This window comes from Opitutus sp. GAS368, assembly GCF_900104925.1.
Classification (GTDB): Bacteria; Verrucomicrobiota; Verrucomicrobiia; order Opitutales; family Opitutaceae; genus Lacunisphaera.
This window is the reverse complement of sequence record NZ_LT629735.1, coordinates 2,308,971-2,323,689: the sequence shown is the minus strand read 5'-3', so window position 1 is coordinate 2,323,689 and position 14,719 is coordinate 2,308,971. Positions and strand designations below refer to the sequence as shown.

Sequence of the window (14,719 nt, the reverse complement as noted above, 5' to 3'; positions counted from 1 at the left end):
CCCCGCATGAGCAGCAACTGACTCGTCCATTGGTCCGGTCGGCCACGCTTGATCATACGCTAAAGCTTTCCCCGCAGGAACAACTGGCCTTGGCGTTGGGGTTCGAGAACTTGAACCCGCCCGCGACCATCTTGCCCGAGTAATCCAGCACTGTGCCCTTCAGGTAAAGCGCCGTCTTGGGGTCCACGGCCACCGGCACCCCCGCCGAGCGCACCAGGATGTCGCCCCGGCGCAACTCGGGCGTGAACTTCAGCTTGTAGCTGAGGCCGTTGCACCCGCCGCCGGTGATCGCGATGCGCAGAAAATCGCCCTGTTGCTCGCGCGCGATGAGCGCGGCGACCTTGGCCCCCGCCTCGGCCGTGAGGCGGACGAGCTGCTCGCCGCCCTCGCGGACGCCTTCGGGCAGCGGTGGCATGGTGGCGGTGGTGGACACGCCGACACTCATGCGCCGGAACGGGATTTTATCAAGCGCCGCGCCACGGTGACGGCGTTGGCAAAACTGCGCGGGCTGGCCTTCCCCTGCCCCGCGATCCCGTAGGCCGTGCCGTGGTCCGGGCTGGTGCGCACGAAGGGCAGGCCGAGCGTGACGTTCACCGCCTCGTCGAAATCGACCGCCTTGAGCGGCGCGAGCCCCTGGTCGTGATAAAGCGCCACCACCACGTCGAACTCGCCGCGCAGCGCGCGGGCGAACAGGGTGTCGCCCGGCTGGCAGGCCGAAAGCCCGGGAAACTCGGCGCGCAGGTGCGCGAGCGCGGGATCGAGCAGGTCCCTTTCCTCGTAGCCGAGCAGGCCGCCCTCGCCGGCGTGCGGATTGAGTCCACACACGCCGATGCGCGGCGCGACGATGCCCTCGGCGCGAGCCAGGGCGTTCGCCGCCGCCACCGTGCGGTGCAGGAGATGCGGGCCGAGCAGGCGCGCGACCTGGTGGAGCGGCACGTGCCACGTCGCAAGCACGACGCGCAGTTTCCCGCCGCAGAAGGCCATGACCGGGTCGCCACCCCACTTCGCCGCGAAGAATTCCGTCTGGCCGGGAAATTCGTAGCCGATCTTTGCCAGCGCGGCCTTGCTGACGGGCCCGGTCACGACACCGGAAAACTCGCCGGACTTGCAGCCCGCCGCCGCGCGTTCCATGGCGGCCCAGGCGACCAGTGCACCCTCGCCGTCGGGCTGGCCGGGCTTCGTGACAAATTCCTCGAGTCCCACGGCAATCTTCGCGCCCGCCGCCGGCAGTGTCGCGAGCCAATTCGCCGGGCCGATGACGGCGACCTCCGCCACCTCGCCGGGATGGGCGGCGAGCCACTGCGCGATGATCTCCGGCCCAACGCCGGCGGGATCGCCGCAGGTGATAGCCAGCGGCGTCATGGGTGGAACGTGGCCTCCGGACGCGTTTTCAGGATGTCCGCATGAAAAAACCCGTCCAGAGGCCGGGTTCCACCTTCAGAATCACTCCTCATCGGATGATTCTCCTCCCGCCGCCGGCCGGGCAAAGCCGCGTTTGCCCGCGGCAAAGAATTCCAGGAAGCGCCGGGCCTCGGCGCTGGTGACTCCCGCCGCGAGCCGGGCCGCCGCCGCCTTGCGCGGATCTCCGCCGGCAAAGACCGCCCGGTAGCAGTCCTTGAGTTCGCCGATGGTCGGGCGGCCGAAGCCGCGGCGCTTGAGACCGACCACGTTGAATCCCGGCACCTCGTCGCGCTCGGCGACCAGGAGGAACGGCGCCACGTCCTTGGTCAGCCGGGTGAGCCCGCCCACCATCACGCCCTCGCCGATGCGGACGAACTGGTGGATGCCCGCGCCGCCCCCGACAAAGGTGAAACTGCCGACCGTGACATGGCCGGCGAGCATGACGTTGTTCGCCAGCACGACATCGTCGGCCAGCTCGCAGTCGTGCCCGGCGTGCGAACCCGCCATGAGAAAGCACCGGGCGCCGACGACCGTGTCCTTGCCGGCCTGGATGGAACGGTTGATCGTGACGTACTCGCGGATCACCGTGCCCGCCCCGACGCGCACCCCCGAGGCCGTCGCCGGATCGAATTTCAGATACTGCGGGTCGCCGCCCACCACGGCGAAGGGGTGCACCACGACGCCGTCGCCGAGCACCGTGTGCCGCCGGATGACGGCATGGGCGTGCAGCACGCAACCCACGCCGAGCCGGGCGCCGTCCTCGACGATCGCGGCGGGATGGATGCTCATGCCTTCGGGTTGTTGCGCCGCTGGCCGGGCTGGCGCTCCGCCAGCAGGTCAAGCTGCGCGTCCTTCAGCAGGTCATAGTTCTTCAGGATGCGGATGACCTGCAGCGTGTCGGACTTGCCGTAGCTCTTGTTGATTTCCACGCGCTCGATGATGTCGAGCAGCATGGAGCGGAATGAAATGATGCCGTCAACCCCGTGCTCCTTGAGCATGGCCACGCTCTGGGAGCGGAAAGGCTCGGCGGTGGGCAGACTCGGCAGCACGAGGATTTTCGTGACATCGGGGGCGTTGCCCGGTTCCTCGGCGTCCACCGGGAAAAAGCGCGTGACCTCCTTGAGTACGTTCTCCTCCAGGAAGCGGAAGATCTCGGGGCTGCTCTTCAGCATGTTCGGCGTGAAGCGCCCGGTGTGCCAGCCCTTCACCACGACGATGGCGCGGTGGATGTAGGCCAGCTCGTTGGCGAACAGGAAAAACTCCGGCCGGCGCGGGCTGCGCTTGTAGGCGGGGTTGTAGACCACGAGGTCCACTTCCTCGTCGCCCGTCTTGCGGCGGGACTGCACCTGGTATTTGCGCACCTGCCGCACGAGAAAACCGTTTTGCTCGAAATACTCGCGGACGATGCCTTCGTCGATGGCTGACATGGGTCGGTCAACTTAGCTATTTGCGCCGGGATAGCACCCCAAATCTAGACCGCGCCCAGCTCGCGCCAGACCGCCTCGACTGTCGCCGGCGGGATGCCGGACCGGGTCGCCGCCGCGCCCAAGGCGTTGAGCACCACGAAGCGCACGCCGTCCGCGCGGTTCTTCTTGTCGCGCGCCGTGGCGGCCTGCAGCTCCGCCACGGACAGCGCGGCGCGCAACCGCCCCGGCAACTGGTAGGCCGCGAGCACGCGGTCGATCCGGGCGACCTCGGCGGCGGTGATCAGTCCAAGTTTCTGCGAAAGCCGCCCCGCCGCCGCGAGGCCGACTCCGACGGCCTCGCCATGCAGGTAGGCGGTGTAGCCCGTGACCTGCTCGATGGCGTGGCCGAAAGTGTGCCCGAGGTTCAGCAGGGCCCGGCCGCCCTCGGCCGCCAGCTCCTGTTCGTCCGCGCGCACGATGTCCGCCTTGAGCTGGCAGCAGCGGCGGATGACGGCCGGCAGCCCGGCGTGCGCGGGAGTCAGCACGGTTCCTTCCAACTGCGCCTGGAGCGCCGCATCGCCGAGCAGGCCGTATTTGATGACCTCCGCCATGCCAGCGGCAAACTCGCGCGGCGGCAGCGTCGCGAGGAAATCCGTGGCGATGTGCACCGCCTGCGGGTGATAAAAGGCGCCGACGAGATTTTTGCCGGCCGCGAGATTGATGCCCGTCTTGCCGCCGACCGAGCTGTCGACCATGGCCAGCAGTGTCGTCGGCACCTGCACATACTGGATGCCGCGCAGGTAGGTGGCGGCGGCGAAACCGCCGAGATCGCCCATCACCCCGCCACCGACCACCCACAACACGCCCTGGCGGTTGATTTTATTGGCGGCCAGAAAATCATGTACCCGTCCGAGGCTCTCCAGGGATTTGGCTTTCTCCCCGGCATTGACGGTCAGACGCGGGATCGCACCGAAGCTTTTGGATAAAAATTCGCCTTGGGCTTGGGCCACGCCGCCATCGGTCAGAAGCACAGACTGCTGCCCCTTGGCCGTTGCCTCCGCCAAGTCTTGCTGAATGGCCGCACTGGCATTGCGCGAGAAATGAATCGGGTAACTTCTCGACCCCAATTCGACTGTGAGCCCGTCCGTCATGGAGTCGTTAAAAGCCAGCTACTTGCACAGGTCAATGCTCGTTATCACATGTCATATGAGACACACTCTCAAACAAGCTATTGACATGATAATGCGTCTCATATTCATATCAACTCACTCCCAGTGAAGCGCAACCACACGATTAATTCCGCCCGAAGTGCCGATCTCCGCTTCTCCCTTCAGGCCCTGTTGGCCGTCGGCGTCGTGGTGACCTTCGTCCTCCTTCTACACCTGACCTGATTTTCAACCTGCCGCCGTCACGTTCCCCGGGCTAGGCCAGCAATGTGTGCGGTTTAAGGAAACCACCGGCCCAGGCCGGCGGCAGGTTGAACCCCTTTCCATCCATGCAAAACCCACGTCAAATCACTGAGACCCAATCTCGTTCCAAGATGCCGCGCCTGCCCTTGCTGGCGCTGGCCTGCGCGGCGCTGGCCTCGACTGCCCTCGCCCGGGCCGGCGAAGCCACGAACGCCGCCGCCGACGATACGGCCGACGGAACACTCAAACTCGAGAACATGGCGGTCATCGGCGAGCGGGTTGAATCGAAAAACTACAGGGTCCAGGAGAGCCTCACCGCCACCAAGACCAACACCCCGCTGCTCGATGTGCCCCAGTCCATCACCATCGTGACGGAACAGCAGATCAAGGATCAGCAAATGCTGAGCCTGGGCGACGTGGTGCGCTATGTGCCCGGCATCACCGCCCACCAGGGCGAAAACAACCGCGATCAGATCGTCTTTCGCGGCAACAGTTCCTCCGCCGACTTTTTCCTCAACGGCGTCCGAGACGACGTTCAATACTACCGCGACCTCTACAATCTCAGCCGCGTGGAAGTCCTGCGCGGACCCAATGCCATGCTCTTCGGCCGGGGCGGCGGCGGCGGCCTGATCAACCGCGTGCTCAAGGTAGCCGGCTTCACGCCCATCCGCGAGATCACGCTCCAGGCTGGCTCCCACGACAACAAGCGCGCGACGGTCGACGTGAACGAACCCCTGAGCGACCGGACCGCCTTCCGGCTCAATGCACTTTATGAGGATTCCGCGAGCTTCCGGAATTCCGTCGAGCTCAAGCGTTCGGCCATCAACCCGACGCTCACCTTTGTGCCGGCCCCGGCCACCAGGCTCACTTTCTCCTATGAGCACCTGCACGATGTCCGCACCGCCGACCGCGGCATCACATCCTTCCAGGGCCGGCCGGCGGACGTGCCCATCGACACCTTCTACGGCAATCCCGCAGACAGCCACGTGCGCGCCTCGGTGAATTTCCTGTCGGCCACCGTCGAGCACCAGGCGGGTGCCCTGAATATCCGCAACCGCACCCTCTTCGGGGACTACGACCGGTTCTACCAGAATTATGTCCCGGGCGCGGTGAATGCCGCCCAGACGCAGGTCACCCTGACGGCCTACAACAATGCCACCCGGCGGCAGAATCTTTTCAACCAGACCGACCTGACCTACGCCGCCACCACCGGAACCATCAAGCACACCCTGCTCGGCGGCCTCGAACTGGGCACCCAGCGGACGGACAATTTCCGCAATACCGGCTTCTTCAACAACACCGCCACCTCCCTCCTGGTGCCGTATGACCAGCCGACGATCACCACGCCGGTCACCTACCGCCAGAGCGCGACCGATGCGGACAACCACCTCAACACCGGTCTGGCCGCCATCTATGCCCAGGACCAGATCGAGTTCTCCCGCGAATGGCAGGCCATTGTCGGCCTCCGGTTCGACTCCTTCGATCTGGAATACCGCAACAACCGGAATGGCGACAACCTGAGCCGGAAAGATGACCTCGTTTCCCCGCGCGCCGGCGTCATCTACAAGCCCGTCGCCCAGGCTTCCCTCTACGCCAACTACAGCGTGTCCTATCTGCCCAGTTCCGGCGACCAGTTCTCGTCGCTGACCACCATCACCCAGCAGGTGAAGCCGGAAAAATTCACCAACTACGAACTCGGCGCCAAGTGGGAGATCAACCTGCAGTTCTCCGCGACCGCCGCGGTCTACCGGCTGGATCGCACCAACACCCGCGCGACCGACTCCGCCGATCCGACCCGCATCATCCAGACGGGCCGCACCCGCACCAACGGCTATGAGTTCGGCCTGACCGGCAGCCTCACCAAGGATTGGAGCGTGACGGGCGGCTACGCGTATCAGGACGCCTCCATCCGCAGCGCCACCACGGCCGCGCCGGCCGGCGCCCAGGTCGCCCAGGTGCCCCGCCACAATTTCTCCCTGTGGAACAAATATCAGCTCCTCCCGCCGCTGGGCGTCGGGCTCGGTGTCATCTATCGCTCCGCCATGTTCGCAGCGGTGGACAACACGGTCACGGTGCCGGGTTACACCCGGGTCGATGCGGCCGTTTATTACGCCCTCAGCCCCATGTGGCACCTGCAGGCCAACGTCGAGAACCTGCTCGATCGGAAATATTACATCAACGCGGACAGCAACACGAACATCTCGCCGGGCTCGCCGCTGGCCGTTCGCGTCATGCTGCGCACGAGCTTCTGAGAGAGCGTCTAAAAAGCCTACGATACCTGTCATTCTGAGCGCAGCGAAGAATCCAGTTGAAGCCCCGCACCTCCAAAGCGCCACCCAGCTCCTGATGGATTCTTCGTTTCACTCAGAATGACAGACCCCTTTTTAGGCGCCCTCTGAGGCCGGTCGGGCCGCTCCGTTCGGCAACGCCTGATCAAGGCCAGACGGCCGCAGTGTTTCACCCGGCCCCGTGGGGGATGAACACTAGCAGCCCGGTCTCGTCATGGCCCGCGGTCTGCCGAATCTGGAGGCATGCTCCGGCGCGTGCCATGTATCCTGGCGGGGGTGTTATTGTGCACCGGGCTCACGGGCGTGGCGCGGGAGACCGATGACCCGTGGATCCGCGGGGTTTTCACCGGCAAATCGCCGCGGCCCGTGCCGCTGGTCGAGACCGCCGCCTGGCAACGCGCCAGCGCCTTTGCGGAGCATGCGCCGAATTCCTTTGTGCTCGTCGGCAGCGGCCAGTCCATGCAGCCGCTCTACAGCCCAGGCACCATCATGGTTCTGCAGCGGTTTCCCTTTGAGTTGCTCGAACGCGGCCAGACCGTCCTCTACCGCAACCATGAGCACAAGATCGTCGCCCATGTGCTGGTGGCCAAGGCGCGTGATGGCTGGCGCGTCGCCGGCCTCAACAATCACGGCCACGACATGGAACCGGTGCAGGCCGCCAATCTCGTGGGGGTCGTGATTGCCGCGTTCCAGCCGTTGCCGGAGCCGGCCCGCCCGCGGGTCGCCGCGCTCGGCGACTAATTCCCGCGCAGCGGCCCTGTCAGCCGCAGACCCGGCGAAGGCGGCAGCGCCCAGCGCAGAAACTCCGGCAACGCCCGGGCCCACGTGCTCTCGTGGTGTTCGCCGCCCGCGATCTCGTGGTAGGCGACATCGGCCCCGCGCCGGAAGCCCTGCATCACCAGCTCGTCGACCAGCTCGGTCGTGTCCTGGATGGCGTCGATGACGCCATTGCCGTCGCGGTCCGCGGTCTCGTCGCGCGTGCCGGCCTGGAACCACAGGCGCAATGCCGGCCGGGCCTTGGTTTCGCGCACCCGCCGGTGGGCGATCCGGCTCGCCTGTTGCGCGGCTACGCTGGAGTTGTCGGCGCGCCACCACAGCGAGCCGGAGAAGATCCCGGCGAACCCGAACACCTGCGGCCGGCGCCACGCCACATCGAGCGCGCCCAGTCCGCCCATCGACGCCCCATAAATCCCGGTGCGGGCCGCGTCCGTCGCCACCGGATGATTTTCGCGCAGCCACGGCAGCACCTCGCCCATCAGCAGATCCTGAAACGCCTTCGCGTGCCGCCCGCGGCCGGCAAAGTCCAGTTGCCCGGCCGTGCCGTATTCCTCGATGCGCTCGGACGAGGCCGGCACCGCCGCCACCACGACCGGCTCGATCGCCCGGGCCCCGACGAGCTCGTCGAGCGTTTCCGCCAGCCGCCACTGCGGCATGGTCTGTCCGTCGAGCGCCACCAGGAGCGGGTAAGGCTGCGGCCGCGCCGGGTCATAGCCAGGCGGCAGATAAACCGTCACGCGCCGCGGCGCCAGGCCGCGCACCGCGAGCGGTTTGCTCCGTTCGGTCACCGTGCGGGCCGGCGGCCGGCGCCGCCACCAGCGAGGCGCCGCGCTCATGCAACGAAGAAGGAATGGGTGGAGACCACGAACATACCGCAGGTTTGGTGAGCCTCGGTGCGCTTGTCCATTCCGCACGAACCCAGCCCGGCAGGGCGGCTTGTTGCGCCGCAGCCTATCGGGCGAAGGCGGAAGCTTGCCCTTTGTCATAAACATTGCCCGAATCCGCCCGCATGAATCAATCCCCTGTCCCCGGGGCCCCATCGGTGCATGGCGAGTTCCTGGGCCACCCCCGTCCGTTGTTCACGCTGTTCTTCGCCGAGGGGTGGGAGCGTTTCTCCTACTACGGCATGCGGGCCCTGCTCACGCTGTTCATGACCCTGCCCGTCGCGAGCGCCGGGTTTGGTTACACGGTCGAGAAGGCCTCGCTGATCTACGGCACCTACGTGTTTTCCGTCTACATGATGTCCATTCCGGGCGGCAGCATCGCCGACAACATCCTCGGCGCCCGGATGGCCGTGATCGTGGGCGGCCTCTTCATCGCGTGCGGCCATTTCTCGATGGCGTTCCCCAGCGAGGCGACGTTCTACCTCGGCCTCCTGCTGGTGGTGATCGGCACCGGCCTGCTCAAGCCGAACATCAGCGCGATGGTCGGCCAGCTCTACGCGCCCGGCGACACGCGCCGCGACGCGGGCTTCTCGATCTTCTACATGGGCATCAACCTCGGGTCGATGACCGCCCCGATCATCACCGGCTTCCTGGCGCAGCACAGCCGGTTCAAGGCCATGCTCGCCTCCTGGGGCCTCAACCCCGACCACTCCTGGCACTGGGGCTTCGCCGCCGCCGGCGTCGGCATGGTGCTGGGCCTGGTGATCTTCATCCTGTTCGGCGACGGCCTCAAGCAGGTCGGCACGCCGCCGGTGCGCACGGCCGGTTCATGGCAAAAGCCCGCCGTCATGCTGCTCGGGGCCATCGGCCTGTGGGGCATCGTGTGGCTGTCCGACCGCGAGGGTTTCACCTGGATCCGCTATCTCTTCATCCTGACCCCCATCGCCGTCATGCTGTGGTTCGGCTATTCCAAGCAGGAAGAGCTGCGCCGGCTCGGCGCCGTGTTCTACTTTTTCATCGGCGCTTTCATCTTCTGGGCGCTGTTCGAACAGGCCGGCACCTCGCTCAACCTGTTTGCCGACCGCTTCACGGCCACGCACATTTTCGGCTTCGAGGTGCCTTCCTCCTGGTATCAGGCCGCCAACCCTTTCTTCGTCGTCGCGCTCGCGCCGGTCTTCGCGTTCCTCTGGACCAGACTCGGCGCCAAGCAGCCGTCGAGCCCGATGAAGTTCACCATCGGCCTCGCCTTCCTCGCCTCCGCCTTCACCCTGATGGTGCCGGCGGCCAAGCTGGCGGTCGAAGGCCGCGTCAGCCCGCTGTGGCTGTTCGGGCTCTACTTCCTGCAGACCATCGGCGAAATGTGCCTGAGCCCCGTCGGCCTGAGCACGTTCACCAAGCTGTCCCCCCGGCACCTGGTCGGCGCGATGATGGGCATCTGGTTCCTCGGCGCGGCGTTCGGCAACAAGTTCGCCGGCGTGCTCTCCACCGCGTTTGGCGAGGGCGACGCGTCGCATCTCGACCGGTTCTTCGGCCAGCAGTCGCTCGCGGTCTTCATCGTCGCGGGCATCTTTCTGGCGCTCGTGCCGTGGGTGCGCCGCCGCATGGGTGGCGTGCTTTGACCCCGATGGTCTCTGCCCGGCATGCAGAAGGCGCGGCTGGGTCGCCGCGCCTTCTGCACTAACACTGCAATTTACCACAACAAAAGGTCGGGCTCGCGCGCGCACAACGGGCCAGTCAGGCACACGCGAGCCCTTTTGGTCACCTCTCGCACCCGCTACCGGGCACGAAAACTGGACCCGGATTCAAGCACATGTCGCGCAAGCGTTAGAGCGGTCAAAAAGCCTAAATTCAGGTGGGCTTTTTTAGATGCCGTTTATTGCCTCCGCTCTGCGCCATAATTCTTCCGAGTCGGGATCGCCGGATCGCCCGGTTGGCCGTACGTTCCCAGGGCAACGGGGCTCCCGGGCTAGATATCTCCGCGCGGCGGCCGCTGCTCCAGCATCACGCCGCTGATGCGCCAGACGTCATCCTCCTTCACCAGCCAGTAACGGTAAATGGTGCTGCGCTTCTGCCGGTCGGTCGCGATCACGCTGACCTGGGCCGTCCCCTCACCATCGTCGCGCACCACGCCCAGGTCGGTCCGGTCCGGCTTCAGCAGGGCTCCATAGCCGCGCCGGATCATCGCGGCAAACAGCCGCGCGTCGAACTGCCGCTTGATGCCGCGCGCGGCGAAGTCATACGCCGTCGCAAAATCGCCCGCCTGCAGCGCCGCCAGCTGCGCCTCCACGACCGTGCGGACTTCGTCGCGCACCTTCTTCGGACTCAGCCGCATCTCCGGCTCCGCGGCGTGAACGAAAAGCCCGATCAACAGCCCGACCCCCGCAACCGTCATTCTGAGCGCAGCGAAGAATCCCGCAGCACGGCCGCTGGCGGATATCATTCTCCATGAGGATGTCGCTCCGCTCGGTACTTCGCTGCGCTCAGAATGACACTTCGTTGATTGATCCGGGTTCATCCATGTAATCCGTGGAAAGTCTACGCCTCCAGGCCAAACACGGCCCGGGCGTAATTGTCAGCCGAGAATGGCTGCAGGTCGTCCGGTTGCTCGCCCAGGCCGATGAAATAGATCGGGATCTTCAGCTGGCGGTAGATGCCGACGATCGCGCCGCCGCGGCTCGTGCCGTCCAGCTTGGTCACGATGAGCCCGGTCAGGCCGAAGCTCTGGTGAAACACCTTCGCCTGCTCGATGGAATTGGCGCCGAGCGAGCCGTCCACCACCAGCCAGCGGTGCTGCGGCGCGGTGGGATCGTTCTTCTGCAGGACGCGGCGGATCTTCGCCAGCTCCTCCATCAGATTGCCCTTGGTGTGCAGCCGGCCGGCGGTGTCGACGATCAGCCAGTCGTGCCCGCGCGCCTTGGCGGCCTGCCAGGCGTCGAACGCCACCGCCGCGGAATCGGCGCCCGTGTGGCTGGCCACGATCTCGATCTTCAGGCGGTCCGCCCAGCTCTTCAGCTGTTCGACCGCGGCCGCGCGGAACGTGTCGCACGCCGCGACGATCACGGTCTGGCCCTCGCCCTTGAGCCGGTGCGCCAGCTTGGCCGTCGTGGTCGTCTTGCCCGAGCCGTTGACGCCGATCATCGCGATGACCATGGGGTTCTTTCCCGTGGGAGGGGCTTTATGCCCCGACGAGTCGGGAGATAAACTCCCTCCCACATCCGGCAGCCTGCCCTCCGCCCCGGTGAGCACGCGTCGCAGCACCGCGGCCCCGATGACCGCCGCCTGCTGGCCCTTGAGCTCCGGATCCTTCCGGTAGGCGGCCTTGATCTCCGCGAGAATCTCGGTGGTCGTCTCGACGCCGAAGTCGGCCGTGTAGAGCGCCTCCTCCAGTTCCCCGAGCGAGGCGGCGTCGATCTTCCGCCCGCCGAACAGCCCGTGCGTCTTCGCCGCGATGGCCGCGACGGTCTTCGTCAGCCCGTCCTTGAATTTCTTGAAAATCGAAAACATCGGAGAGGATTCTCCGCGGATTACGCGGATGACCGCGGATAATTGCCGTTCCTATCCGCGTCCATCGGCATAATCCGCGGGAAAATCTGGTTCATTCCGTGACCGGCTTGCGCGAGTCGCGCCCGAGCTTGTCCTTCATCCGGTCGAGGATGCCGTTGATGAACCGCTTCGCGTCCGCGCTGGAATATTGCTTGCTGAGGTCGATGGCCTCGTTGATCGAGACGACGGGCGGGATGTCCTTGCGGTAAAGCATCTCGAACATCGCGAGCCGGAGGATGGCCAGGTCGATCTTCGCCACGCGGTCGAATTCCCAGTTGTGCGCCAGCGCCTTGATGTGGGTGTCGATCTCCGCGACGTGCTCGATGGCGCCATGGATCAGCTCCTCGGCGAAGCCGTAGTAGTCGCGCGGTTTCTCGAGGTGCTCGAAGAAGAGACGCAGGTCGTCGGTCGGGCTGGACGGCTGGTTGACGCTCCAGGCGTAGAGATACTGGAACGCCGCGGCGCGGCATTCCCGGCGCTGGGTGAACTGGCTGGTCATGACCGCCTCCCCAAGGCGCGCTGCAGCGCCGCCATCTCGAGGGCGGCGCGCGCGAACTCGGCCCCCCGGTTGACCCGGCCGGTGCACCGCGCCTGCGCCTGTTTCAAATTGTCCGCCACGATGACACCGTTGATGACCGGCGTGCGCGTGGCGAGCGCCACTTGCTGGAAGGCGTGCGAAACGCTCTGCCCCACCATCTCGTGGTGGTTGGTGTCGCCGCCGATGAGCACGCCGAGGGCGATGATCACGTCGCGCCTGCCGCCCTGCGCGAGCCACTGGGCGGCCACCGGGAGCTCGTGCGAGCCCGGCACCCGGGCAAGGGTGATGCGCTTCGCCGGCACGCCGGCCGCGGCCAGCCCGGTGCGCACCCGGTGCAGGAGCGCGTCGACCAGGTCGGGATTGAACCGCGCCGCCACGATGCCGACCGAGAACGGGGCGCCGTTGATGGCAAAAAGCTTGGGCGCGGAAAGGCTCATGGGAGGTTCAAGGCAAAGTGGATGCGACCGGGCCGCAATCGAAATCTCAGACCGGGATCTGCTCCACGATCTCCAGCCCGTAGCCGTCGAGGCCGACGACGCGGCGGGGCGAGTGCTGCAGCAGGCGGATCTGCTTGAGGCCGAGCGCGGTCAGGATCTGGGCGCCCGTGCCGTAGTCGCGCAGGTTGGCCGGGCCGGGACCGCCCGCGGCGGGCTGGCCGGCGCTCAGGAGCGCCTCCTGCATGCGGCCGGTCTGCTCCATGTAGACGATCACGCCGTGGCCGGCCTTGGCCACTCGCTCCAGCGAGGCCAGCAACGAGCGGTGGCTGCCCATGTCGGTGGCGTGAAAGACGTCGCTCAGCAGGTTCTCGGTGTGCACCCGCACCAGCGTGGGCGTGGTGTCGAGTTTGCCCTTGGTGAAGGCCAGGTGATGCCGCCCGTCGACCTTGCTGCGGAAAACATGCAGCTGGAACTCGCCGTATTCCGACGCGAAGGGCCGCGTCGCCACCTGCTCCACCAGCTGTTCGCGGCGGTGCCGGTATTCGATCAGCGCCGCAATGGAGACCAGCGGCAGGCCGTGCCGGCGTTTGAATTCAATCAGCTCGGGCAACCGCGCCATCTTGCCGTCGTCGCTCAGGATCTCGCAGATCACCCCGGCGGGCCTCAGGCCGGCCAGCGCCGCGAAGTCCACCGCGGCCTCGGTGTGGCCGGCGCGCTCGAGCACGCCGCCCGCCCGCGAGCACAGCGGGAAGATATGCCCGGGCTGCACCAGCTCGTCCGAGCGGGTGGCGGGATCGGCCAGCAGCCGGATGGTGCGGGCGCGGTCAAAGGCGCTGATGCCGGTCGTGATCCCCTCCGCGGCGTCGACCGACACCGTGAAGGCCGTGCGGTGCGCCTCGCGGTTCTGCTGCACCATGGGATTGATGCCGAGCCGCTTCAGCTGCGGTTCCGCCATCGGCACGCAGATCAGCCCGCGGGCATGACGGATCATCATGTTGACCAGCTCGGGCGTCGCCTTCTCGGCGGCCATGAGAAGGTCGCCCTCGTTCTCGCGGCCCTCGTCGTCCGTGACAATGATCAGCCCGCCGGCCGCGATCGTCTGGATCGCGGTCTCGATGGAGTCAAAGGGCGTGGCGGCGGACATAGGAGGAGCGGTCAAGCTTTGCCGCCCGCCCGCCGCTGTCAAATCCCCGCTGGCCGGCCCGGTTTCGCCTTTGTAGGGCGGGCTTTACGCCCGACCTCTGCATCTGATCGTCGGGCATAAAACCCGACCTGCCGCAAACGGCTGGTTCAGCCCTTGAACGCCACCGTGTAGTTCTCGACCGCCTTGGCGTCGTCGCCCTCGCCCTGGAGCAGCGTGAGGAAGACGTTGAAAGTGTAGGGCGGGTAGACGGGGTGCTGGCCGACCAGCGTCGTGCCGGAGCCGTTGAGCACGGTGCGGAACTGCGCGGGCGTGATCGTTTTCGTGTTCGGCCAGCGGGCTGTCGCGCGGGTCACATCCATGGCCATGAGCTTGTGCTTCTTGTCGTAGAACGAGAGTTTGAAATTGCCGTCGGCCACCACGAGGCTGAGGAAAGTGCCGTTCGGGCGGTTGATCACCGTGCCCGGGATCTTGGGCAGCTCAGCCTCCTTCTTGACCGCAGGCGCGGTCTTGGTCGCGGCCGGAGCCGTCTTGGAATCCTTGGTCACGGCCGGGACCGCCGGCGCCTTGGGATCAGTGGGCGCGGTGGTCGGGGTGGTCTGCGCCTGCAGCAGGCTGGTGGCGAACAAAAGACACGCGGCGGCAGCGATGGGTTTCATGCCCCGGAACTTAGCCTGTCCGGCCGTCCGTGCAAGCCCCGGCTGGGTCCGGGCCCACCTCGGGGCCCCAGTTTCGCACCAAATTCACGCCTGGGATTCGCGGATTTTAGCTGCAGTTCCCGCCACGGGCGCGGGACGGCAAACCCGGTCGTGGGTCAGTTGATGTGGGCGGGCTTTAGGGGCCCGGCATTCCCCGCGACCTGTCGGGGATAAACCCCGACCGACAACAGCGAAGA

The 14,719-nt window shown here is 66.4% G+C and carries 15 protein-coding genes; 3 read left to right on the top strand and 12 right to left on the bottom strand.

Annotation, left to right across the window (positions count from 1 at the left end):
* Window positions 1-52: 52 nt before the first annotated feature.
* The 5 genes from BLU29_RS10010 to aroB all read right to left on the bottom strand — a co-directional run bounded on the left by BLU29_RS10010 (window position 53) and on the right by aroB (window position 3,958).
* Entirely contained in the window at window positions 53-415 is a 363-nt protein-coding gene (locus BLU29_RS10010; protein ID WP_172830311.1) for an iron-sulfur cluster assembly accessory protein, read from the bottom strand.
* Between the two features lie 26 nt (window positions 416-441).
* Entirely contained in the window at window positions 442-1,362 is a 921-nt protein-coding gene (gene pdxA / locus BLU29_RS10005; RefSeq protein ID WP_091057345.1) for a 4-hydroxythreonine-4-phosphate dehydrogenase PdxA, read from the bottom strand.
* 81 nt (window positions 1,363-1,443) lie between these two features.
* Entirely contained in the window at window positions 1,444-2,190 is a 747-nt protein-coding gene (lpxA, locus tag BLU29_RS10000) for an acyl-ACP--UDP-N-acetylglucosamine O-acyltransferase (protein ID WP_091057343.1), read from the bottom strand.
* The gene (locus BLU29_RS09995) at window positions 2,187-2,828 is read right to left on the bottom strand and encodes a hypothetical protein (RefSeq protein ID WP_091057340.1); all 642 of its coding nucleotides are present in this window, start codon (window positions 2,826-2,828) and stop codon (window positions 2,187-2,189) included. The genes lpxA and BLU29_RS09995 overlap by 4 nt, the downstream gene beginning before the upstream one ends.
* A gap of 44 nt (window positions 2,829-2,872) precedes the next feature.
* Window positions 2,873-3,958, bottom strand: coding sequence for a 3-dehydroquinate synthase (gene aroB / locus BLU29_RS09990; RefSeq protein ID WP_091057337.1), 1,086 nt, complete (start codon window positions 3,956-3,958; stop codon window positions 2,873-2,875).
* Window positions 3,959-4,347: 389 nt separating this feature from the next.
* Between aroB and BLU29_RS09985 the strand changes: the two genes are divergently transcribed.
* Window positions 4,348-6,468, top strand: a complete 2,121-nt coding sequence (locus tag BLU29_RS09985; RefSeq protein ID WP_157693767.1) for a TonB-dependent siderophore receptor — start codon at window positions 4,348-4,350, stop codon at window positions 6,466-6,468.
* A gap of 279 nt (window positions 6,469-6,747) precedes the next feature.
* Window positions 6,748-7,245, top strand: coding sequence for a S24 family peptidase (locus BLU29_RS09980; protein WP_157693766.1), 498 nt, complete (start codon window positions 6,748-6,750; stop codon window positions 7,243-7,245).
* Here BLU29_RS09980 and BLU29_RS09975 read toward each other — a convergent pair.
* Entirely contained in the window at window positions 7,242-8,117 is an 876-nt protein-coding gene (locus tag BLU29_RS09975; protein ID WP_157693765.1) for an alpha/beta hydrolase-fold protein, read from the bottom strand. The genes BLU29_RS09980 and BLU29_RS09975 overlap by 4 nt on opposite strands.
* A gap of 173 nt (window positions 8,118-8,290) precedes the next feature.
* Between BLU29_RS09975 and BLU29_RS09970 the strand changes: the two genes are divergently transcribed.
* A complete protein-coding gene (locus BLU29_RS09970; RefSeq protein WP_091057330.1) occupies window positions 8,291-9,784 on the top strand; it encodes a peptide MFS transporter in 1,494 nt (497 codons plus the stop codon).
* 347 nt (window positions 9,785-10,131) lie between these two features.
* On the opposite strand, the gene BLU29_RS09965 is transcribed toward BLU29_RS09970, so the two are convergent.
* The 6 genes from BLU29_RS09965 to BLU29_RS09940 all read right to left on the bottom strand — a co-directional run bounded on the left by BLU29_RS09965 (window position 10,132) and on the right by BLU29_RS09940 (window position 14,483).
* Window positions 10,132-10,605 (bottom strand): DUF4864 domain-containing protein, encoded by a 474-nt coding sequence (locus tag BLU29_RS09965; protein ID WP_157693764.1) that lies wholly within the window; start codon window positions 10,603-10,605, stop codon window positions 10,132-10,134.
* 95 nt (window positions 10,606-10,700) lie between these two features.
* A complete protein-coding gene (gene ftsY / locus BLU29_RS09960; protein WP_091057326.1) occupies window positions 10,701-11,669 on the bottom strand; it encodes a signal recognition particle-docking protein FtsY in 969 nt (322 codons plus the stop codon).
* Between the two features lie 91 nt (window positions 11,670-11,760).
* A complete protein-coding gene (gene nusB / locus BLU29_RS09955; RefSeq protein WP_091057324.1) occupies window positions 11,761-12,207 on the bottom strand; it encodes a transcription antitermination factor NusB in 447 nt (148 codons plus the stop codon).
* Window positions 12,204-12,683 carry a 6,7-dimethyl-8-ribityllumazine synthase gene (ribH, locus tag BLU29_RS09950; protein ID WP_091057321.1) on the bottom strand — a complete coding sequence of 160 codons (480 nt, stop codon included), beginning with the start codon at window positions 12,681-12,683 and terminating at the stop codon, window positions 12,204-12,206. The genes nusB and ribH overlap by 4 nt, the downstream gene beginning before the upstream one ends.
* A gap of 46 nt (window positions 12,684-12,729) precedes the next feature.
* Window positions 12,730-13,827 (bottom strand): 3,4-dihydroxy-2-butanone-4-phosphate synthase, encoded by a 1,098-nt coding sequence (gene ribB / locus BLU29_RS09945; protein WP_091057318.1) that lies wholly within the window; start codon window positions 13,825-13,827, stop codon window positions 12,730-12,732.
* Between the two features lie 146 nt (window positions 13,828-13,973).
* A complete protein-coding gene (locus BLU29_RS09940) occupies window positions 13,974-14,483 on the bottom strand; it encodes a hypothetical protein (RefSeq protein WP_157693763.1) in 510 nt (169 codons plus the stop codon).
* Window positions 14,484-14,719 lie beyond the last annotated feature (236 nt).